General features: G+C 45.9%; 20 protein-coding genes and 1 riboswitch. Of the genes, 7 read left to right on the plus strand and 13 right to left on the minus strand.

Going from position 1 to position 22,482, the window contains the following annotated elements; genetic code table 11:
* Window positions 1–49 precede the first annotated feature (49 nt).
* Window positions 50–1,036: a tRNA dihydrouridine synthase gene (locus tag IGI78_RS15175; protein WP_015510528.1), complete on the minus strand. Its 987-nt coding sequence runs from the start codon at window positions 1,034–1,036 to the stop codon at window positions 50–52.
* Between the two features lie 146 nt (window positions 1,037–1,182).
* On the minus strand, window positions 1,183–1,743 hold the full coding sequence (locus tag IGI78_RS15180; RefSeq protein ID WP_074934167.1) for a TIGR00730 family Rossman fold protein: 561 nt from the start codon (window positions 1,741–1,743) through the stop codon (window positions 1,183–1,185).
* 86 nt (window positions 1,744–1,829) lie between these two features.
* Here IGI78_RS15180 and IGI78_RS15185 point away from each other — a divergent pair, with 86 nt between their 5' ends.
* Window positions 1,830–2,171, plus strand: coding sequence for a MazG nucleotide pyrophosphohydrolase domain-containing protein (locus IGI78_RS15185; RefSeq protein WP_015510530.1), 342 nt, complete (start codon window positions 1,830–1,832; stop codon window positions 2,169–2,171).
* Window positions 2,172–2,320: 149 nt separating this feature from the next.
* On the opposite strand, the gene IGI78_RS15190 is transcribed toward IGI78_RS15185, so the two are convergent.
* The 9 genes from IGI78_RS15190 to IGI78_RS15230 all read right to left on the minus strand — a co-directional run bounded on the left by IGI78_RS15190 (window position 2,321) and on the right by IGI78_RS15230 (window position 13,067).
* Window positions 2,321–3,334 (minus strand): ABC transporter substrate-binding protein, encoded by a 1,014-nt coding sequence (locus IGI78_RS15190; protein ID WP_005233274.1) that lies wholly within the window; start codon window positions 3,332–3,334, stop codon window positions 2,321–2,323.
* Complete coding sequence (locus tag IGI78_RS15195) at window positions 3,327–4,109, minus strand: ABC transporter ATP-binding protein (RefSeq protein WP_010748955.1); 783 nt, start codon at window positions 4,107–4,109, stop codon at window positions 3,327–3,329. The genes IGI78_RS15190 and IGI78_RS15195 overlap by 8 nt, the downstream gene beginning before the upstream one ends.
* Window positions 4,110–4,113: 4 nt before the next feature.
* A complete protein-coding gene (locus IGI78_RS15200; RefSeq protein WP_061053392.1) occupies window positions 4,114–5,187 on the minus strand; it encodes a FecCD family ABC transporter permease in 1,074 nt (357 codons plus the stop codon).
* Between the two features lie 470 nt (window positions 5,188–5,657).
* Window positions 5,658–6,131: a 6,7-dimethyl-8-ribityllumazine synthase gene (gene ribH / locus IGI78_RS15205; RefSeq protein WP_200126677.1), complete on the minus strand. Its 474-nt coding sequence runs from the start codon at window positions 6,129–6,131 to the stop codon at window positions 5,658–5,660.
* 21 nt (window positions 6,132–6,152) lie between these two features.
* On the minus strand, window positions 6,153–7,364 hold the full coding sequence (gene ribB / locus IGI78_RS15210) for a 3,4-dihydroxy-2-butanone-4-phosphate synthase (RefSeq protein WP_086332740.1): 1,212 nt from the start codon (window positions 7,362–7,364) through the stop codon (window positions 6,153–6,155).
* The gene (locus IGI78_RS15215) at window positions 7,342–7,929 is read right to left on the minus strand and encodes a riboflavin synthase (protein WP_086291552.1); all 588 of its coding nucleotides are present in this window, start codon (window positions 7,927–7,929) and stop codon (window positions 7,342–7,344) included. The genes ribB and IGI78_RS15215 overlap by 23 nt, the downstream gene beginning before the upstream one ends.
* Window positions 7,914–8,990, minus strand: a complete 1,077-nt coding sequence (ribD, locus tag IGI78_RS15220; protein WP_430618128.1) for a bifunctional diaminohydroxyphosphoribosylaminopyrimidine deaminase/5-amino-6-(5-phosphoribosylamino)uracil reductase RibD — start codon at window positions 8,988–8,990, stop codon at window positions 7,914–7,916. Before ribD ends, IGI78_RS15215 begins: the two co-directional genes overlap by 16 nt.
* 112 nt (window positions 8,991–9,102) lie before the next feature.
* A riboswitch (FMN riboswitch) is annotated at window positions 9,103–9,241 on the minus strand.
* 194 nt (window positions 9,242–9,435) lie between these two features.
* Entirely contained in the window at window positions 9,436–12,084 is a 2,649-nt protein-coding gene (locus IGI78_RS15225) for an HAD-IC family P-type ATPase (protein WP_430618129.1), read from the minus strand.
* A gap of 347 nt (window positions 12,085–12,431) precedes the next feature.
* Complete coding sequence (locus tag IGI78_RS15230; RefSeq protein WP_368255697.1) at window positions 12,432–13,067, minus strand: NAD(P)H-binding protein; 636 nt, start codon at window positions 13,065–13,067, stop codon at window positions 12,432–12,434.
* Window positions 13,068–13,666: 599 nt separating this feature from the next.
* On the opposite strand from IGI78_RS15230, the gene IGI78_RS15235 reads away from it, so the two are divergent.
* The 4 genes from IGI78_RS15235 to IGI78_RS15250 all read left to right on the plus strand — a co-directional run bounded on the left by IGI78_RS15235 (window position 13,667) and on the right by IGI78_RS15250 (window position 18,861).
* Window positions 13,667–14,668, plus strand: a complete 1,002-nt coding sequence (locus IGI78_RS15235) for a bile acid:sodium symporter family protein (protein WP_008380241.1) — start codon at window positions 13,667–13,669, stop codon at window positions 14,666–14,668.
* On the plus strand, window positions 14,604–15,704 hold the full coding sequence (locus IGI78_RS15240) for an iron-containing alcohol dehydrogenase family protein (RefSeq protein ID WP_368255694.1): 1,101 nt from the start codon (window positions 14,604–14,606) through the stop codon (window positions 15,702–15,704). Before IGI78_RS15235 ends, IGI78_RS15240 begins: the two co-directional genes overlap by 65 nt.
* A 171-nt stretch (window positions 15,705–15,875) precedes the next feature.
* Window positions 15,876–17,759: a glycosyltransferase family 2 protein gene (locus IGI78_RS15245; protein WP_077454110.1), complete on the plus strand. Its 1,884-nt coding sequence runs from the start codon at window positions 15,876–15,878 to the stop codon at window positions 17,757–17,759.
* A 352-nt stretch (window positions 17,760–18,111) separates the two neighbouring features.
* Window positions 18,112–18,861, plus strand: a complete 750-nt coding sequence (locus tag IGI78_RS15250; protein WP_368255692.1) for a SagB/ThcOx family dehydrogenase — start codon at window positions 18,112–18,114, stop codon at window positions 18,859–18,861.
* 140 nt (window positions 18,862–19,001) lie between these two features.
* Here the strand turns inward: IGI78_RS15250 and IGI78_RS15255 are convergent, their stop codons facing one another.
* Window positions 19,002–19,439 carry a MerR family transcriptional regulator gene (locus IGI78_RS15255; protein WP_368255690.1) on the minus strand — a complete coding sequence of 146 codons (438 nt, stop codon included), beginning with the start codon at window positions 19,437–19,439 and terminating at the stop codon, window positions 19,002–19,004.
* Window positions 19,440–19,603: 164 nt separating this feature from the next.
* On the opposite strand from IGI78_RS15255, the gene IGI78_RS15260 reads away from it, so the two are divergent.
* Together IGI78_RS15260 and IGI78_RS15265 are read left to right on the plus strand one after the other, a co-directional pair.
* A complete protein-coding gene (locus tag IGI78_RS15260; protein ID WP_368255688.1) occupies window positions 19,604–20,344 on the plus strand; it encodes an SDR family oxidoreductase in 741 nt (246 codons plus the stop codon).
* A gap of 360 nt (window positions 20,345–20,704) precedes the next feature.
* Window positions 20,705–20,911: a hypothetical protein gene (locus IGI78_RS15265; protein WP_016620287.1), complete on the plus strand. Its 207-nt coding sequence runs from the start codon at window positions 20,705–20,707 to the stop codon at window positions 20,909–20,911.
* A gap of 92 nt (window positions 20,912–21,003) precedes the next feature.
* Here the strand turns inward: IGI78_RS15265 and IGI78_RS15270 are convergent, their stop codons facing one another.
* Window positions 21,004–22,470: a glycoside hydrolase family 1 protein gene (locus tag IGI78_RS15270; RefSeq protein WP_195266281.1), complete on the minus strand. Its 1,467-nt coding sequence runs from the start codon at window positions 22,468–22,470 to the stop codon at window positions 21,004–21,006.
* Between the last annotated feature and the right edge of the window lie 12 nt (window positions 22,471–22,482).

The raw sequence follows: 22,482 nt of genomic DNA on the forward strand, positions 1-22,482 counted from the left end.
TTGACAATGAGAGCGGGTACAGCAACCAAAAACAAAAAAGCATTGAAACTTACGCTTCAATACTTTCCTCGTGGTTCTTTTTCTCAGCAAACTCTGCCAGCAGTTGCCGAACTTCATCCGTTGATTTGGTATTCATCAATTTTGCCCGCAAATCACTGGCTCCTGGGAAGCCTTTGACATAGATTTTAAAGAAACGATGAAGTCCTGCGATCGAGCGTGGCACCATTTTGGCGTAATGGTCCTGCAAGTCTAATTGCAGCTGTAGCAAGCCTAATAGCTCTTCTGAGGTATGCTCTTTTGGTTCTTTTTCAAAGGCATAGGGATTCTTGAAAATACCACGACCGATCATGATTCCGTCTACGCCATATTTTTCTGCTAGCTCTAAACCTTTGGTACGATCAGGGATATCGCCGTTGATCGTCAGCTTCGTTTGTGGGGCGATTCTATCCCGCAAGGCAACCACTTCAGGAATCAATTCCCAATGGGCATCGACCTTGCTCATTTCTTTGCGGGTTCGCAAATGGATCGAAAGGTTGGCGATATCTTGTTGCAGGACATGGGTCAGCCAGGCTTCCATTTCCCCTAGTTCGGTATAGCCCAAACGCGTCTTGACACTGACCGGCAGACCGCCAGCTTTGGCTGCTTGGATCAGCTCAGCCGCAACGTCCGGTCGCAAGATCAAGCCGCTGCCTTTGCCTCGTCCGGCAACGTTTGGCACTGGGCAACCCATATTTAAGTCGATCCCTTTAAAGCCCATCTCCGCTAAGCCGATACTCATCTCACGGAAATACTCTGGCTTGTCACCCCAAATGTGTGCCACCATCGGCTGCTCATCTTCGGTGAAGACTAAACGTCCCCGCACACTGTCGCGTCCTTCTGGATGGCAGTAACTATCGGAGTTGGTGAATTCCGTAAAGAAAACATCTGGTGCGCCGGCAGCTTGAACGACATGCCGAAAAACGACATCGGTGACATCTTCCATTGGTGCTAGGATAAAAAAAGGCTTCGGCAATTCAGCCCAAAAATTTGTTGTCATGATTTACGCTCCATTTCTTTGTCCAAGGATCTTATTTTATGACCCCACTTGCAAAACAAACCCCATTATACTAAGAATGCGTCAAAGAAGCAAAAGAGCAAGACGACACCCGCCGGTGCTTCGTCTTACTCTTTTGCAACAGACGCTTAATACTGCCGAATAACTGGTGGTTCGTAGGCTTGAATAAAGGCTTCAAGCTCCTTCGTCGTTTGCGCAAAGCCGATTTTTTCGCGATCGGCCTGCGTCAAGAACTCATTTTCCACCATGTTGTCATACAAGGCTCTCGTTGCGCGGTAAAAGTTGTTCACATCATAAAAAGCACAAGGATTCGGGTTTTGACCGATTCTTGACCACGAGATCATCTCCGTGATTTCTTCCAGCGTCCCGGGACCACCTGGCAGTGCGACAAACGCCTGCGACAATTCGAACATTTTTCGTTTTCTTTCTGACATCGTCTCGACGACATGGAGTTCGGTCAATCCAGGATGTGCTAGTTCCCGATCCTTTAAAAAGGTTGGGATCACCCCGATCACCTGACCGCCATTTTCTAAGACAGCATCTGCCAGCACGCCCATCAAGCCGGCTTTTCCGCCGCCATAAACTAGCGTATTTTTTCTTGAAGCGATCCACTGCCCCAATTCTTGGGCGGCTGTTGCAAAACTAGGTTCATTACCGACACTGGCACCACAATAGACTGCAATTTTCATAAAACTCTTCATCATCCTTCTCAATCATTTTGAAATAGTATATCATGATTCTGATAAAGGTTCTGGGAAAGGATGAGAAAAAATTTATGAACATTGAGGAATATCAACGATTTATCAGTGACTTCTACAAAGCCCGCAACTGGTATCAGTACGATCCGTTTATTCGGGCGAATTTTTTAGCAGAGGAAGTCGGGGAAGTGAGCCGTGCCATTCGGACATTGGAGATCGGTCGTGACCGTCCCGATGAACAAGAAGGCTTGCCAGAAGAAAAACTGGCAAACCTGACGGAAGAATTGGGCGATGTACTGGATAACTTATTTATTCTCGCCGATAAATACGATATTTCTCTAGAGACGATCATGCAAAAACACAAAGAGAAGCTATTGTCTCGCTATCAAATGGACCACGTGACAGAAAAAAACAGCTAACCGGCTACTTGTTGCGGAACGGGCAGCGGCAAAGGTTGCTTTTCCCAAATACAAAAAACCAACGTTTCTGTGGTCGATCGGCCAGTGAAACGTTGGTTTTCTTCTATTAAATAAAAAGTTGGTTCTCCTTTTTATGCAACAGGAGGTGTTTATTGTGCCATTTGCTCTACCAGTTCTTCCAAACCAGTCAAGGCTTGGTAGCCGTAGCCAAAGAGATAATTGTAGTCCATGCTGTAGACTTGTTTGTTTTTGATGGCTTTCATGCTGGAGAGTTTGTCATTTTTGTACAAGCCTTCAATGATTTCTTGACCAGAAACACTGCCTTCGATTGTTGACCAGTCGCCGACGATCAAGACATCGGGATCCGTTTCGATCAAGGTTTCGACACTGACTTCTCCTGAATAGTCTTGAAACACATTGTTCAGTTTGATCATGTCAAAGTTGCTATTGAAAAAAGACTCGTCTTGAGCGGCATAGACACTGACCACACTTGGATCAGACATAAAGAGATGGGCAAAGGTTTGCTCTTCTTTGTCTGCTACTTTTTCTTCCAAGGCACTCTGGCGATCCTTTAATTCTTTTTCAAAAGCAGCGGCTGCCTCAGGGACATTGAAGAGCTTACCGAGGTTTTCAATGTCTTGATAAACGGAATCAAATGTTGCACCAGTGACAGAGGTTTCTTGGACGTAAGTCGGAATGCCCATCTCGTTCAAGGAATCAACGGTGCCGACGCCCCAATCTTGGTTATCGAAAAGTCCCCCGCGACCAAAAATCAAATCTGGATCCACACTTAGCGCCGTTTCTTTACTGATATAGTCACTGCCCAGGTCGTTGAGTTCTGCATAATCAGCAGCAACTTCCTCATCGGCGGCACCAAAGGTTGCACCGACACCCGCAATCTGATCCTTGAGGCCGAGATGCAGCAGCAATTCCGCTGCTGGTCGTGTGTTGGCTACGACTTTTTTCGGTGCCTCATTAAAGGTTTGGTCCTTGGCGGTCCATTGCGTACCGCCTTCTGCTTTGGTGTAGTTGCTGATGGTTAAGGGATACGTACTTTCTGCCTGTGAGGAAGAAGCCGAAGTTCCTTCATCCTTCGTATTGCCGCAAGCGCTTAATGTAAAAACTGCCAATCCTACCCCAATCATTTTTCCCCATTTATTCATCTGTTTGCTCCTTTTCAAAATAATAATGAAACCCTAATCCGCCTGTGATCGGATGATGGTAAATACTGCATTTCACGCCATAGATTTCTTCGATCAGTTCCTCTGTCAGCAGCGTTTCTGGTTCGCCATACCCTACGACCCGACCATCTTTTAAGGCATAGATGATGTCGCAATAGTTGGCTGCTTGTTCCAAATTATGCAGCGCCGCCAACAAGCCAATCTTCAGATGCTTGACGGTCTCTAAGATTTCCAGCTGGTAACGGATATCCAAATGATTGGTCGGCTCATCGAGAATCATAAATTTCGGTTCTTGGGTGATGGCACGAGCAAGGACGACCCGCTGTTTTTCGCCTCCTGATAATGAGAGGTAACTGCGTTTTCTATAGGCACTTAGCCCTGTTTTGGCTAAGGCTTCAGTGACCAGCTCATGATCGGCTTTGGTGTCTTGTTCCAATAGACCCTTGTGGGGCGTGCGGCCTAAAAGTACCATCTGTTCTACTGTTAAATCAAAGCTCAACTCATTGAACTGACTGACGACGCTGACTTGCTGGGCGACTTTTTTTTCGGAACTTTTCAAAATATTCATCTCACCCAAATAAATGTCGCCGCTGTCAGGTTTCAACGTTTTGTAGATAGCTTTTAACAATGTAGATTTGCCGCTGCCGTTGGACCCAATCAAGCCGACAAATTGCCCTTGTGCGGTTTGGACGGAGATATCTTTTAGTATCTGCTGATCCCCGATCGTCAGATTGAGCTTTTCAACTGCTAGTTTCATTCCGTCACCCCCCAAAATTGTATTGCCGTTTGACAATGATATAGATAAAGATCGGTGCGCCAATCAGCGCTGTAATGATCCCGATCGGCAGTTCGACTCCTTGCAGAGTCGAGCGGGCGATCACATCCGCCCAAATCAAAAACAACGCGCCTGTCAAAGCGGTCAAAGGCATCAACAGGCGATGATCCGACCCACTGACTCCACGTACGATATGAGGAATGATCAAGCCGACAAAGCCGATCATCCCAGAATTCGCAACGATGATACTGGTTAATAGTGCTGCTAGCAGCATGTAAAAACGACGATAGAAGGTCAGCTTGACCCCTAAGGTGGAGGCAACTTCATCTCCCAGCAAAAGCGTATTCAAAACACGGTATTGCGTCAGGAAGAACAGCGTGATCAAAGAAACCAGAACCACGATAAAGCCCAATTTGTTCCAAGAAGCCGAGGCTAGGCTGCCCATCGACCAAAACGCCACAGTCTTCATCCCTTCTGCATTGCTAGCCAGATAGATGATCAAGTTTGAAACAGAGCTACATAAGGCACTGACGATCGTCCCCGACAGCACAAGTTTTGTGGAAGTCATTTTCCCACCGATACTGGCAAGCAGCAGCACCAAAATGGTGGCAATCCCCGCTCCTGCAAAGGCACCAAACGATAAGCCCAGCTGCAAGACTAGCGCCGAGCCGCCAAACCCGACTAAGATGGCGAAGGTCGCCCCTAAGGATGCGCCAGAAGAGATTCCTAAGATATAGGGATCTGCCAGCGGATTTTGGACCACCGCCTGCATCACTGCCCCGCTGATCGCTAACCCCATCCCCACAAAAATAGAAAGCAAGACCCGCGGTGCCCGAACAAACCAGACGATATTGATGTTTGCGTCTGAAATGCCTGAAAGATCACCAACCAACCCATGGCTGATTTTATAGAAGAGAATTTGGTAAACTTCGCCAAGGGTGATATTGGCTTGGCCGTTTGCCAAAGCAACTCCTACAGATAAGAGAATGGCGACAACTAAAACACAGCAAATGATTGTCGAAACCATCCAACGATTTGATTTAATCAACCCTACCGACATGTGATTCTCCTTTATTCAGCACGATCCTCTCCTGATTTCACAGCAAAAACAACCTTGACTGTTGCCTCGCCGCCATCATAAAAGAAGCATCTGTGCGTTTTTTCGCTTATAACAGTTCTTCTCATGAAAAGCGCCAAAGCCATGTGCTGCTTTGACATCTATTTGCAAATGAGAATCACTCTCAATGAATAGAGTCATTATAAGGAACCTTTTGTGAAATGTAAATAATTTTCTGAAAATTTCCTTAAATAAGAGTTATTCTAATGTTCGTGATTGATGGGCGTTTTCCTCTCCATTGACCTATCGAAAACACGGTACCCGTGAAGAAGCGAATCCTTTGGCAAAATGATCCATTTTTTTTAATGATGAAAAAAAGACAGACTTCATTTTGTACGAAGTCTGTCTCCAGTCTAATGCCTATGCTTAGGCAGGCTTTTTCTTGCTAGCTTCCCTTTGTTCGAACGTGAAACCTATGCGTTGCCAAGGATTTGCTGATTCAACGAAATCATCTCCAAAAGACCTTGAGCGGCTTCACTGCCTTTGTTGCCGGCTTTGGTTCCCGCCCGTTCAATGGCTTGTTCGATCGTTTCAGTCGTCAACACACCAAACATGATCGGAATATCGGCATTCAGACCAATTTGGGCTACGCCTTTCGCCACTTCATTTGAGATCAATTCATAGTGGGTCGTTGCTCCGCGAATCAAGGCACCTAATGTCATGATCCCATCGTATTGTTTGTGGTCAACGATTTTTTTGGTAATATACGGAATCTCATAAGCACCTGGAACCCAATATACATCGATGTTTTCTGCTTTGACTCCATGACGCACCAAATTGTCTTTGGCGCCTTCCACTAACTTGGAAGTGATAAACTCGTTGAATCGTGAGACCACGATCCCTACTTTGACTGCCTCTCCCTGAAACGTTCCTTCAAATACTGTCATCGCTCATTCTCCTTTGGTTGATTAAATAGATAGGTAATGGTGAAACTTTTCTTTCTTCGTTTTCAAGTAGCTGCTGTTTTCTTTATGCGCGGGCATCTCCAGCGGAACCCGTTCTGCTACCTTGATCCCTAAGCTTTCTAATTCCTTCACTTTGTCAGGGTTATTGGTCATCAGTTGAATCTCCTGCACTTCTAAGGAACGTAAAACATCGGCAGCAAACGTGTAATGACGAGCATCTGCTGCAAAACCCAATGCAATATTTGCTTCATACGTATCCAATCCTTGTTCCTGCAACTGGTAGGCACGGAGCTTGTTCCGCAAGCCAATACCGCGGCCTTCTTGGCGTAGATACAAAATCGCACCACGGCCTTTTGCTTCGATCTGCCGCATCGCTTCTTGCAGCTGTTCGCCACAATCACAGCGATGAGAGCCGAAGACATCGCCTGTTAAACACTCTGAATGGATCCGTAGTAACAGCGGCTCGGTAGTATGTTGAATCTCGCCTTTGGCTAGTAAAAGGTGTTCATTGCCGAATTCATCTTCAAATAAGGTCAATTGGAACGCCCCATAAGCCGTTGGCAGATCCACCGTTATAGGTGCAGTTCCTCGTAGATATTCCGCCAACTCATCAATGGTCAAAAACGGCAGCTGCCATTTTTCTGCTAATTTTTTCAATTCTGGGACCCGAGCCATCGTGCCATCTTCATTTAAAATCTCACAAATGTAGGCTGCTTCCACGCTGCCAGCAAGCTTCGCTAAATCCACAGCCGCTTCTGTATGTCCTCTGCGTTCCAACACGCCGCCAGGTTGAGCGGTCAATGGGAAGATATGTCCAGGGCGATAAAAATCCGCAGCCTGTGACGCAGGATCAGCCAACTTTTCAATCGTCACTGCCCGGTCTTTCGCAGAAATTCCCGTACTCGTCATCACGTGATCGACACTGATGGTAAACGCGGTACCAAAGGCATCCGTATTATTGGCGGTCATCTCAGGCAATGCCAGCTTTTCAGCGATCGCTTGTGAGATGGGTGCACAGATCAAGCCGCGGCCATAAGTCGCCATAAAATTGACGGCTTCTGGCGTTGCGTATTCAGCGATCCCAATCAAATCTCCTTCTGATTCCCGATTTTCATCATCGGCGACAATCACTAAGCCGCCTTTTTTTAACCATTCCACTGCTTGTTCTACTTTATGCATCGTCTGCCTTCTTTCATTTTCGTTGGTATTTGACATATTTCCCAATCATATCCGTCTCGATATTGACCCACTCCCCTTGTTTCAACTGCCCCAGCGTCGTCTGGTCTTTGGAATGGGGGATCAAGCTAACGGAAAAGGCCTGTGCCGTCGTCTGGGTGACCGTCAAACTGACGCCATTGATCGCAATCGACCCTTGCGGAATGATTTCCCCTTGCACACTGGTGGGGTAAGCAAATGTCAAGATCAAGGCATTTTCCAACTGCTTTTTCTGGATCAAACGGGTCGTTACATCGATGTGGCCAGCGACAAAGTGGCCTTCAAAACGCTGCGTTGCTGCCATCGCTCGTTCCAAATTGACTTCGGCACCCACCGAGAGTTGTTTAAAGGTCGTACGTTGAAAGGTTTCTGGCATGATATCCACCGTAAACGTCGTCGCTTGTTTGGCGATCGCCGTCAAACACGTCCCGTTGATCGCCATACTGTCTCCGATCTGGTAATCCGCCAGTAATCCTTCGGACGCACTGCAGGTTAGCTGGATCGTGCGGCTTTGCTTGCGGATCTCTTTGATGCGGCCTTTTTCCTGAATCAATCCTGTGAACATTCCTCTAGTCTCCTTCCTCGGATGCAAACATCTTCCCCAACTGCCGTCACCATCACCTCTGTTAGCTGCTGCAGCTGTTTCGGGGTACGTTCGCTGGCAAAACTAGCGAGACTATTGCCCCCAAGAAACTTTGGTGCCACATAGGTAATGCTTTCTTGCCACAGTCCGCTGGCTAAAAAGGCATCATGGATCGCAGCGCCTCCTTCTACGTAAAGCGATTGGACCTGTCGTGTGGCAAGCTCCTTCAACAATGCAGCGATCGTCAACTCTTCCAGCTGGATCACTGACACATGCGCTGGCAAGTCGCTGACAACTGTCTGCTGCGTAAAAATCCACACAGGTGCCGAATCATCGGCAAACAATGCCAAATCGGGTTGCGACAGCGTTCGCCCCCGACGGTCTAACACGATGCGAATCGGCGGAAAGCTGGTTTCAACCGTGGTCAATAAGGTGGGATCATCCGTCAACACCGTCTGACTGCCCACTAAGATCCCTTGATAGTCCCCACGTTCTTGATGGACGTTTTGCCAAACCGCTGAACCAGTGATGGCAATGCGGGTTAACGCATCATGAGCGATCCGACCATCTAAAGTGATCGCTTGCTTCAATGCCACGTATGGTCGCTGATGCTGATGGTAAAAATTATAGTGTGGATTCAAACGGCGCACCGCTGTTTCTTCGATGCCCACCAACACGTCGATGCCCCGTTCTTCTAAAAATTGCTTGCCTTGTCCAGCCACGATCGGGTTAGGGTCTAACTGGCCGACGACTACTTTTTTGATGCCGCTGTCAATGATCAGCTGGGTGCAAGGCGGCTGTTTTCCTTGATGGTTGCAAGGTTCTAATGTCACGTATAAAGTCGAATTGATTAGGTCTTCGGAGGAATGGCATTGTTCGATGGCGTTTCGTTCCGCATGGGGCTGCCCATAGACTAAGTGAGCCCCTTTGGCAATGACCCGTTGCTCTTTGACGATCACAGCGCCCACTAGCGGATTGGTAAAGGTTTGGTAACGCCCTTTTTTGGCTTCTGCGATCGCCAAACGCATGTATTCGTTATGCATCTTCCTTCCTCCTTTCAATAAAAAAATGCCTCGTGAGAATCTCACGAGGCATAGACAAACAAGACCGGCAAAAAATCAATTTTAGACGCACTGCGCCCCTTGAAATTTTGTGGTTTTTCTTCTCCCATCCAGACTTTCACTGTCGGTGCCAGATTCACACTGGCTCCACCGCATAGCTATGCGGGTCACGGACTTCAAGCATTGTACTTGTCACCGTCGGTCGGGAATTACACCCTGCCCCGAAGAATACTATTCAATTCATGTGCATTTTAGCCCGACCATTTTTGTTTGTCAATAGGCCTGATCACGAGCCGATAGGAATTCCTCTTGGCTTTTTCTTTTGGCAACTCCAAAACAACGACAGCAGAAATCCCTTGTCGTTCCGCCATTTTCCTAAGCTGCAGCAAGGTGATTTTGCCTGTAAAAAAATACGAGAAAACCTAGGTTAAATATTTTTTCTCGAACGAAGCCATTTATCGAACTCCGTCACGAGTAAGACGACCATCCCAGAAGCTGCTGAGATGACCCAGCCAATCAAGGACATGTCCTCAGTATGAAAGGCGCTTTGCATAAATGGAACATAGGTCAATAACAGTTGTAGAACCAGCATCACACCAATGATCACGAACGCTTTTGGATTGGTGAAGGAAGCTTTAGAAAATGCTGGTGCACTGGTACGGATGTTGAACAAATAGAAAATCTTACTCAAGACCACGATATTGACCATCATGGTACTGGCAACGGCTTCGCTGACGCCTTGCAGCAAGAGCCAGTCATGGGCGATCAAACTGATGACTGCCATCAAGATCGATACATACGCCATCTGCCAAATATCGTGGCGATTCAACAATTTATTGCCTGTCTTTCGCGGTTTGCGGTTCATGATCCCAGACTCTGCTGGTTCAAAGATAAACGCAAACTGGATCGTAATAGCAGAAACCATGTTGATCCACAGCAGTTGTGTCGCCTGCAGTGGCAATTCTTTTTGCATCATGATCGTAAAGGCAATGATCAGCCCTTCGGCAAAAGATGTCGGCAACAGAAACAGAATACTCTTTTTGATGTTGTCATAGATCCTGCGTCCTTCGCGAATCGCTAAGGACATTGTACCGAAATTGTCATCGGTCAAGATCATATCAGCAGAGTCTTTGGCTACATCCGTGCCGCTGATCCCCATCGCTACACCGATATCCGCCCGCTTCAACGCAGGGGCATCGTTGACCCCGTCCCCTGTCATCGCCGTGACTTTACCTTTGGCTTGTAGCGCTCTGATAATGTCCAATTTATTTTTCGGCGTGGTTCGTGCAAAGACTTGATTCGTCAAGGCAGCATCCTGAAATTCGGCTTCACTCATCTGATCCAACTCGGCACCAGTCACGACGTGAATCTCATCAGCTAAACCAAGCTTTTCCCCAATCGCTTTGGCAGTCAGAGGGTGATCCCCCGTGATCATTTTTACTTGAACACCGGCTTGGTTCATTTCCTTCAGGGAAGCGATCACTTCTTCTCGCGGCGGATCGATGATCCCGGCGATCCCTAGTAATTGCAGCCCTTGCTCAAAAATCGTTTCATCAATGTGATCAATCGAAACTTTCTGATAGCCCACCGCTACCACCCGTTTGCCTTCTGCCGACAAGCGGCGGACATGGCCTGTCCAATAGGCTTCATCAAAAGGCGCCGCTTGTTTTTGCACCATTTCAAACAATTTATCTGGGGAGCCTTTAACAAATAGCAAGCGTTCCCCCGCAGGGTTTACCACTAGTTTCGCCATGTAGCGGTTGTCCGAATCAAAGGGCAGCATATCCAGCTCTTGGTAAGCAGGTGCTTGCGGATAGGCAAATTGCTTATGATACAGCGTCAAAAAGGAGCCGTCTGTTGGTTCCCCATTGATCGTCCAGTGATTTCCTTCTGGGACCAGTACCGTATCGTTGGCTTCGTAACCAGCTTCCAAAAACAACTGCAAGATGTCTTGCGTGTAGACGCCCTCTTGCTTTGGACGAATCACGCCCACAGGCGCATAGCCGTCACCCGACACTTCGTATTCCTGCTCAGCCAATACGATGTCTTTAACTGTCATTTCATTTTTGGTCAGGGTACCGGTCTTATCCGTCGCGATCACATCCACTGAGCCTAGCGTTTCAACCGCCGGCAGTGTTTTGATGATGGTGTGCTTGTTTTTTGCCATATCACTGACACCCATCGCCAAAACCACCGAGGTCGTTGCGGGCAATCCTTCTGGGATCGAGCCGACGATCATGGTGACGACGGCTAAGGACAGGACAGAGATCGCATAGGTTTGCTGGAACAAACTGACGATAAACAGCGAGACCGCCACGCCCATGATCACATAGGTGATGCCTTTCCCCAGTCCATCGATCTCTTTCATTAACGGCGTTTTTCGTTCTTCTGTTTGATTGACTTCAGCTGAGATTTTCCCGATCTCAGTATTCGCGCCAGTAGCGATCACGATCCCTTTCCCACTTCCTGACGTCACGGACGTCGAAGCAAATGCCAAATTCCGTTGTTCCGCTAATGGGGTTGCTTCATCCACTAAGGCATCTGTTATTTTTTCCACCGAATCGGCTTCACCAGTCAAGGCGGATTCTTGGATACGCAAGTTGTCCGCTTCGATGATCCGCAGATCCGCAGGCACATTGTCGCCAGCTTCTAAAAATACGACATCCCCCGGAACGACTTCGGCAGCTGGAATATCTTGCCGAATCCCATTCCGGTAGACCGTGGCTTCTGCTGATAGCATCTCTTTAATCCGTTCTAACGCATCGGAAGCATTGGCTTCTTGGTAATAACCGATCAACGCATTGACCAGTACGACGATGCCAATGATCACGGCATCAGAGAAATGCCCCATCAGCAGCGTTAAGATGGCGGAGAAAATCAAAATGTAGATGATCGTGTTATGGAATTGCCGCAGCAGCAAACGCCACTTGGCGATTTTTTTGACCGCTAATTGATTCAATCCGTAGGTTTCTAACCGCTCGGTTACTTGCGCCTCATCTAATCCTTGTTCGATTGAGGGCACCTGATACTGTTCGATTGTTTCTGACACTGATAATTGAAACTCTTTTTTATTCATTTATTCTTCTTCCTTTTCTTTTTTCATTGATGGATAACACAAATAAGCCCCTTATTTAGAAACTGCTCCTAAATAACGCGCTGTTGTTGGTCTCCTATTCAATTAAAAAGTAAGGTAAGTCAAAATAGTGTTTCTGCTCACCGTCACTCGAGTCGCTTGACATTCGTTTACCACCCCCTCTAAAGTTAGCAATAAGCGTAACAAACTATTTTTCCAAAGTCAAGAGTCATCGCTTTCATAGCAATGAAGGGGCATCTCAAAGTTTTTACGAAAAAAAGCCGCACGACAACGATTCATTGCCGTACAGCTCCTTCAGTACATTCTCTTCAAGCTCCCAAAGGCTCGCCTTAAAGCTGATCCAGTGCCTCGCTGATCGGTGTTTCCCCAGCTTGGACTTTGATGACTTTTTGATAGGTTGCTGGACGTTCCAGCATTTCACCTAACAAGACGGCGACATCCTCGATCGGGATCGCACCAGAGGTCGTTTCACTGATCTCAATCAAACTAGATCCTGGAGTTTCTTTCAACGCACCCGGCTGCAAAATCGTATAGTCTAGTGCGGTGTTGTCGATCAGCCAGCGATCAGAGAAAAACTTGGCGATCGTGTAATCCATCAATGACGCCATGCCTTCCCTTTGCCACTGTTCAGGTTCTAAGGCATAGGCTGAGCTAAGGTGGATGTAGCGTTTGATTCCTTTTGATTCGGCGGCTTGCATAACTTTGACGGCACCATACAGATCGGATTGCAACAAGTCTTTGCCTCGGGAACCCGCCACGAAGTATACCGCTTCCGCATCTGCGAATTTGGCCGCCATCTCTGCCGGTTCCGTGTGTAAATCAAAGAACACGGGCTTGATCGTCTCCGTTTCTGTGATTTTCTCACTGCTGCGCGCACCAGCATAAACGATGTGTCCTTGTTTTTCTAGAAAGTCGATCAATTTTTGACCTACTCGTCCAGTAGCACCAACGACAAAAATTTTCATTTTCTTTGCTCCTCTCGATTCTTTTTCCAACTCTTGCTAGTATCATCGTAGGACAAAAACCAAAATCCAACAACTATTCTGTTCCTAAACGAAAGGGAAAAAGGCACAGCACAAACCAATTCTTGCTGTTTTTCCCCATAGAAACCCATGTTTTTAAAAAAACACCAAAAAAAATGAAAAAAATTTTCTCAAACGATTGACAAAGCCTTGACTCTTTTGTAGACTAGATAGAAATAATTTAAATATTTAGAAAATTCCAAATAAAGAAAAGGACGGTGGCGTATATGACCCGCACCAATGTTAGCAAACGAATTATTTTATTATTATAGTCGGGACTGTTTGATTTTATACATTCAAAGAGTCCCTATTCACATTGCATCCAAAAAGAAGAACAGCTTCTTGAGATGGAGTGTTTTTTTATACCCATTTTCAAGAAAGCGGCCTTTTGCAAGCTGACACATTGATGTCAGATAGATCCCAAACGCTCATTGAACAACTGCTGCCGATTCCCCGCGGTTATGCACTGCACTTATTCTAAAGACCCCTTCTGTTTGAACACTTGATTGGTCAAGCAGAAAAAGGAAGGATGATTTTTTCTTATGAAAACCGTCAACACGATCGCTGCTTTTGTAAACAAGTATTTGATCTATATCATGATTTTATTGATGATCGTCTCTTATTTCTTCCCGCAACCCTTCTTATGGATTCCGCCTCGTACAACGATTCTTCTGAGCATCATCATGTTTTGTATGGGGATGACTTTAAATGTTGCTGCTTTTAAAATGGTCGTCTTACAGCCCAAAGCATTCATCTTAGGAGTGCTTTTCCAGTTCACCATCAGTCCTTTGGTGGCTTACGGCTTAGCGCAGCTGTTTGGTCTTTCTTCCGGTTTGATCATCGGGTTTGTCCTACTAGGTTGCGTTTCTGGTGGAACCGCCAGCAATGTCATGACCTTTATCGGCAAAGGCGATGTCGCCCTCACCGTTTCTATGACCACGGTATCGACCTTGTTAGCGACCGTCGTTACCCCCTTTTTGGTTTACGTCTTGGCTGGTCAGTATACTGAGATCTCCTTCTGGGAAATGCTCTTGTCTGTCTTGCAGATGGTGCTTTTGCCGATCATTTTAGGGGTGATCGTCCACAAACTCATTGCCAAGCACATCGAGCGATTTCTGCAATCATTTGTGTTGATTTCTTCCGTTAGTATCTTATTGATCGTTGCCGGAACTGTCGCTCGCAACGGTGCCGTCATCGTCCAATCTGGCTTGATCGTGATTTTCTTAGTCTTGCTCCATAACTTGATTGGCTACGGTGCAGGCTATGGTCTGAGCCGTGTGATGGGCGTCAGTGCCACCCAAGCCAAATCCATCATGTTTCAATTAGGAATGAAAAATACCGGCCTAGCGATCTCGTTAGCCAATGCCCACTTTGCCGCCATTGCTGCAGCCGTTACCCCTGCCGCAGTCGGCATGGTGATCCATCAAATTACCGGACCAATTTTAGCCAATCTCGTGGCCAAGAAAGAAGGAAAACAGTATGAGTCAAAGTATCTTTTTGCCAAACTACACAATCGGGGCGGACGCCTACGAAAAAGTAAATGACATCGTAAAACCATACGGCACCAATGCCGTGATCATCGGCGGAAAAACCGCCCTTGAAAAAGCCGAAGACAAGATCAAAGCCGGTTTAACGTCAGAAGTCAAAGTGACGGATACCTTGTGGTACGGCGGCAACTCGACCTATGAAAACGTCGATCAGCTGTTAGCCAATCCAAGCGTCCAAGCCGCCGATGTTCTATTCGCCGTTGGCGGCGGCCGCGTTTGCGATACCGTCAAAGTGGTTGGAGAAAAAGCAGGCAAACCAGTCTTCACCTTTCCAACGATCGGCTCCAACTGCTCACCAGTCACCGCGGTCTGTGTCATCTATAAAGAAAACGGCGAGATGCAAGGGCTGTTTTTCCCTTCGCAACCGCCGACCCATGCCTTTATCGACAGTGAGATCATCGCCCAGGCCCCCGATAAGTACTTATGGGCAGGAATCGGCGATGCCCTCTCCAAAGAGATCGAATCGACGTTTTCAGCGCGGGGCGATCAGTTAGACTACACCGATGGGTTAGGCATCCAAATCGGCAAAATGTGCACGGAACGCTTATTGCAATACGGCACACAAGCCTTGAAGGACAGTGCCGCCAATCAGCCATCTTATGCCATTGAGCAAGTCGTCTTGGATATCATCGTGACTACCGGCTTAGTTTCCGTCTTAGTCATCAATGATTACAACTCCGCCCTTGCCCATTCCTTTTACTACGGAACGACCGTTTTGGAAAAAATGGAAGACTATTTACATGGTGCTTCCGTTAGTTACGGCGTTTTGGCCTTGTTGCAGCTCGATCAGCAAGAAGCCCTCTTCCAGCGCATCTACGCCTTTATGAAGGAAAACAAACTGCCGGTTTGCTTAGCTGATATGGGTCTTAACACCACCAGCGACCTTGAGGCAATCTTAGACAAAGCAATGACCACCAATGACATCGTCCACGTGCCTTATGAGATCACGCGAGAAATGTTCAAACAAGCAATCTTAGACGTGGAAGCCTATCATGCCAAACAAAACCAAGCAGCATTGGCAGCTGCCAATTAAATGAAACCCTCCAGCAATTCGTTGCTGGAGGGTTTTTGTATGGCCTTTTTTTCGCTTCTTCGTACTTGTCCTCCTTCTTCTTTCTTACATGTTAAAAAACATGCAATCGTTTACTTTGATTTATTTTTAAAAACTTATTACTATTTTAGTATAACAAAGGAGGAGATTGGTTTGGAATTGGTTTATTTATCTGGGTTGTTTTTGGTCATTTTCTTGTTGTATTTCCTGGCAAAGAAAAATAATCGCATCAAACAGCTGTTTTCGAAGATCACGATTGCTTTTCTGCTTATTTACTTGGTTTGGCGTTTATTTTTCACGATCCCGATTGATAGTTCTGCTTCACTAGTATTTGGGATCATTCTCTATATTGCGGAAGTCATTGGTTTATTTGTCTATGGCTTTTTTGTTTACCTTTTTTCCAATAAGCTCTCAAAAGAATACCGCTACGAGGGGGATGAAGCAGAAGAATTCTTGCCAAGTGTCGCCGCTTTTATCTGCACTTACAATGAAGACATCAAGCTGGTGATCGCCACAGCATTAGCTGTCAAAGCCTTGAAATACCCCAATAAAAAAATCTATATCTGCGATGATGGCCATCGAGAGGAACTAAAAGAAATGGCCGAGCGAATGAATCTCGGCTATTTGACCCGCGAAGGAAATGCCAATGCCAAAGCTGGGAATATCAACTATGCCTTGTCCCAAACCAGCAGTGACTTGATTTTGCTTCTGGATGCTGACTTTATCGTCAAAAAGAACATTATTTTTGAAGCTGTCGACTATTTCCGCAATCCTAAAGTCGCATTGGTGCAATATCCACAAACATTTTATAACAAAGATCCCTTTCAATTACTGCGCAAATCCATGTACAACGAACAGGAATTATTCATGCGCTTTCTAGAACCAGCACTTTCTCGTGAGAATGCTTTGATCCATATCGGTACCAATGCCATCATTCGTCGCAGTGCCCTTGAAGAGATCGGCGGCGTTCCTACCAGCAGTATCACCGAAGATATGGCGACCGGGATGCTTTTACAAGACGCCGGCTATGAAACGATTTTTATCAATAAAGCCTATGCCTTGGGGATCACTCCTTACACTGCCAAAGAGCTGACCTCACAACGGACTCGGTGGGCGCAAGGAACGAAACAAATTTTTGACCACTTCAAACCGCGCCGGTTAAAAGGGTTGTCTTTTATGCAAAAACTTTGTTATTACAACTCCTATTTGTATTGGTTTACCTCTTTCCAAAAAATCATCTTTTTATTGGCACCAACCTTATTTATGGTTTTTGATATCTTTATCGTCAGAAGCAACAATCACCAATTACTGTTGTTCTTTTTACCGCCTTTCATTATGATTTCCCTGTCGTTTCGGCTGTATGTCCCTAAGATCAGGAACCTGACAAGTTCCCACATCTATGATTGCTTTGTCGCTCCTATCCACACTGGGGCATTGATCAAAGAATTTATGAAATCACAGAAAAAATTCAACGTGACCAAAAAAGAGATCGTCGGCAGCAACGCCTTTGATTGGCGAACCGTCTTGCCCCACATCATCCTCTTTACTTGGATTTCCTTTGCCTGTCTGGTAGCTGGGTATCGTTTGTACCGAGGAGAAGGCTATGAATTCGGCTATATCGTGACCTTGATTTGGTCGATCTATAACCTCTATGGCTTGTTTTATGCCATTTTGATCGGGAAAAACCGTTTTATCGAAAGTGATAGTGAAGCCTTGAGTATCGCCATCAATCGTCAGCTTTCTTATGATGCCAAGACGTTCGAAATGTATCAAATGAGTTTCAATGGCTTCCGTGTCCGGACTCATCCCGAGCAAATCTTCGTACCAGGTGAAAGTTACGTCTTTTACGATGATAAGCGTCGCTTCACTATCAATTCGATTTGTCTAGAGGATCATGGCTCCTATGTGACTTTTGCCTTCAACAATCTAACACCGCAATCTGCTGAAGAGCTTGCCAGCTACTATAGCGACCAGCTCAATGCTGCCAAACAGTTAGAATTTGATATGGAGGAAGAAGTCGCAGAAATGAATAGTTAGCCCCGCCCCCTTTGTCGCAAGAGACAAGGGGGCTTTATTGATTCCAGAAAGCTCCTCGAAGGGTTGTTCCCCATCTTATGATGCTTGTCTTCCTTTAGATAACACTCTGGCATTTGCTACACTCTTTTCCAATGATCATTGATTGAAAGAGCCAGAACAGAATCTAGACGATTTCTCGATAGCAATACTTTTAAAGCCTTTAGAAAATATTAAAAAGTCTGCTTTCCCTATGACCTGATTGAGCTGATGCGGTTGCCACTGCTCACACATTTGTGAATAAAAGCGCATGAAAAAGCAATCCTTGTTATACTTATAAATAACATGAAGTCCATAGTAAAAAGGAGGAATCCTCATGATCCGTTACAAACGATTTCGCTTTGCTCGTTTAGGCGCTCTTTTGGTGTTGGGCTTACTCCTCACTGGCTGCAGTGCGGATACGACACCGATTGAAGAACAACCGACTACCGACACGGTCACTCCTTTTGAACCAGCGGTTTCCTATGAAACTTTTCCATTGCCGCAACCGATCTTAGACGGGGAAAACAGCGTGGCAGAAGCTCTCTTCAATCGGCGCTCGCAACGGGATTTTCAAGACACTGAGCTAACACAAGAACAGCTGGCACAGCTTTTATGGGCCGCTGCCGGTGTCACTACAGAAGATGGTCGCCGGACAGCGCCTTCGGCTGGTGCCTTGTATCCCTTAGATCTCTATGTCGTGGTCACACAGGTAACGGGGCTTGAGCCAGGGCTTTATCTGTATCAACCTGAGCAACATACCTTAGCAAAAGTTCTTGCCGGCGATTTTCGGACCGCATTGGCGGAAGGATCGTTGGATCAGCAAGCGATCCAACAGGCACCTGCCACATTGCTTTATACAGTGGTTTATGAACGACTGATCGAGCGCTATGGGGACCGAGGAATCGAACGCTATGCCTATATCGAAGTCGGTCATTCCGCCCAAAACGTCCTTTTGCAAGCCCAAGCGTTAGGCTTAGGTGCTGTGCCGATCGGCGCCTTCACGGATCATGAACTCAAAGAATTATTACAACTGCCGACGGAAAATGAACCTCGCTATTTGATTCCAGTGGGGGTTATTGAGTAGCGCTACTGAATAACAGAGCCCATTTTCGTGGATTGTCAGTCTTTCATTAGAGAATGGCAACTGGCAAGGTTGATTTTCCCAGCAAAACTAGTACAATCGAAAAACCACCTGCAAAAACAGCAGGTGGTTTTTCTCTTTGCTTACAGTTTGTATGCCCGGACTTCTTTTGGTATTTCTTCTAGCGGTAGCTCTTTTACTACCGCTTCGGTGCCTGCTGCCATCGCTGTATCGTAGTACCAGCATTTGTATTTGATCGTATTCATGGTTTCTTGCAAGGCTGCCATTTGCTTTGTGACTTCTTCCAGACGTTCATGAAACAGCTGCTGCCGTTTCTGCAAAGACGCATCGCCTTCCTCGCCCCAATCCAAGAAATTCTTGATGTCTTTGATGGGCATGCCAGTATTCTTCAAACAATCGATCACTTTGATCGTCGCTACTTCTTTTTCGGAAAACACCCGAATGCCGCCATTACTGCGGGCCAGCTTCGGAAACATCCCTTCTCGATCGTAATAACGCAGAGTCGAGATGGGGATATTAGTCGTTTGTGATACTTCGCCAATCGAGTAACTCACTTGCATCGCTCCTAAAAAATTTAGTTTCTCCCTTGACCTAAACCTAACTTCAGGTTCTACAATTAAAATACACCGCAAGCACTGTACTGTCAATCACCTATCGTGTCACAGGTTTGGCATTGGCAGTAGCAGGATTCGATGAAAAAAATCATTCACTGGAGGAAATACAAATGTCAGAAATCAAAGAGAAAGTTATCGTAATTATGGGAGCCTCTTCAGGAATTGGGGAAGCAACCGCCGTTAAACTAGCCGAGCAAGGGGCAAAAGTAGTAATCGCCGCCCGCCGTGAAGAGCGCATCAAAGCACTGGCTGAAAAACTAGGAGAAAATGTCTTGTATCAAACAGCCGATGTCACCAATCGCGGACAAGTCCAACAAGTCATCGATTTAGCTATGACCTCCTTTGGTCGGATTGATGTCCTTTTCAATAATGCTGGCATCATGCCTCAAGGAAACTTGGCAGAGTTGAACTATGACAGCTGGCAACAAATGCTGGATATCAATATCATGGGGGTATTGAACGGGATCGGCACTGTGCTGCCCATCATGCAAAAACAACAAGACGGCTTGATCATCGCCACTGACTCAGTTGCCGGACATGTCATTTACCCAGGTTCTGCCGTGTACAACGGGACAAAGTTTGCAGTTCGTGCAATTATGGAAGGCTTGCGCCAAGAAGAACGTGAACATGGCATTCGCTCCACCATCGTCTCTCCAGGAATGGTCTCCACGGAATTGTTTGAAACCGTCGGCAATGCTCAACTAGAAGCAGCCTTGAAAGAAACCTCTCGCGTAGAAGGCAACAGCCTAACGCCAGAAGACGTAGCAAATGCAGTGGTTTATGCCATTCAGCAGCCCCAACATGTGGCGATCAGCGAAGTCTTGCTGCGCCCAGCAAAACAAACCGTTTAAGTTATTTCTACTAGCCCATGAAACCTGCTTCCGCTTGATGCGGCCGCAGGTTTTTTTGTCGTCAAATCCGCCGTTTCTCTGGAAAAAATTGCTTGGTTTTCTTGTGACACCCACTTGTCCGAGTAATGTAAACCAATCGTTGCTTTATGTAAACGACTAGGTTCTGTTACTACGGGGGAAATTTTTTTATACTTAGTACAAAGCTTCCGTATAAAACGACCAATCAGAAACGAACCTGCCGTTTTTCTCTTTTTATGAATAGCCGAGCATGATTGATATCCTGCCTTCACCGTTGACTTGCAAGTATTATTAGCTGTCCTCTTTTAGTACTTGCTTTTTATATAAGAATGGAGTGAGTGTATGAATGTGAAACAGCTGCTCGTCATTGCCGAGCAACGAAGAAACATTACGAATCAAAAATTGACCTATGCAGAAAACTTCTTGGCGGCCGGCTACTCCGCGGCCGAATTGCTGGCAGACGAAACCTTTCTCGAATTAGAGCGAAGGGAAACCCAACTAATTGCAGAACGCAACGCTATTTTTTACGAAGAAGTCACCCAAAATTAATCCCCCATTCCCCGATCCAATTCCGGGTGACAAAAAGCGAAGGCCCAGTTGGGCCTTCGCTTTTTCTGTAAAAAAATGAATTTTCGATTATCTTAATTAACTCCTTCACCATTTGATTGAATCACTTTTTTGTACCAATAAAAGGACTTTTTCTTATAGCGAGCCAACGAGCCAGTCCCATTGTCGTGCTTGTCTACATAAATAAACCCATAGCGTTTTGCCATTTGTCCAGTTCCTGCTGAAACAAGGTCGATGGGCCCCCAAGAAGTATATCCGATAAGATCGACGCCATCTGCAATAGCATCAGCCATTGCCTTAATATGTCTTCGTAAATAGTCGATACGATAATCATCCTCGACTGTATATTCACCATTTTTTTCAATGAGGGTATCTATTGCACCTAACCCATTTTCGACCACCATCAAGGGAATTTCATAGCGTTCATAAATTTGATTTAACGCGATGCGCAATCCTAATGGATCGATTTCCCAGCCCCATTCACTCGCTGTAAGATGCGGATTTTTAACTCCATTGAAAAAATTCCCCGTTTGCTTTTCGGCTTGATCATTTACTTTAGTCACAGTAGAAGATTGGTAGTAAGAAAACGTATAGAAATCAACAGTGCCCTCTTTCAGTACTTCTAAATCTCCTGCTTCGATAGTAAGATCGATCCCTCTATCTTGCCAAAACTTTTTAGCAAAATATGGATAGCGACCTTTCACTTGAACATCACCACAGTAAAAATTACTGATATTAGTCATCTCTTGTGCGAAACGAATATCCTCTGGATGAGAAGACAACGGATAAATCATTCGATAGGCAATCATACAGCCCATGTGCAAATTTTTGTGTAGACTTTTTGCGTACTTGATCACTCGGGCACTTGCAACGAATTGGTGGTGGAGCGCCTGAAACCGCTGTTGGCTGTTATCGATATTTTTAGTATTCAAAAAATCATCAATATCCTTTGGATACATTCCTCCTCCTAAATACGTACCCACCCCTACATCTCTGGATAAAATATTGATTTCATTGAACGTCAGCCAATATCTCACATCATCTTGATAGCGATCAATGACCGTCTTGGCGAATCTTTCATATGCTTCAATCATTTCTCTGCTTTCCCAGCCATTAAACTGCTTTGTCATTTCTATCGGTGATTCATAATGAGACAATGAGACCATCGGTTCTATCTCGTACTTCTTTAGTTCTGCGATAAGACCATCGTAAAACTTTAACCCTTCTTCATTTGGTACTTTCTCTAAACCGGTCGGAAAAATACGAGTCCATGCGATAGAAAAGCGATACAGCTTAAATCCCATTTCTGCAAATAAAGCAATATCCTCTTTGTATCGATGAAAATGATCAATCGCCTCATGACTTGGATAAAAAGCACCTTCTTCAATTTCTGTGGTGATTCGCCGAGGCGTGTTCACATCGCCTCCCAGAAGCAGATCACTGATTGACATTCCTTTGCCGTCCGCTTGATACGCTCCTTCTAATTGATTGGCAGCTGTCGCCCCACCCCAATAAAATCCATCTGGAAATTTTGCTTTCATTTTTTCCTCTTC

Source organism: Enterococcus sp. DIV1767, from assembly GCF_050542585.1.
Taxonomy (GTDB): Bacteria; Bacillota; Bacilli; order Lactobacillales; family Enterococcaceae; genus Enterococcus_D; species Enterococcus_D innesii.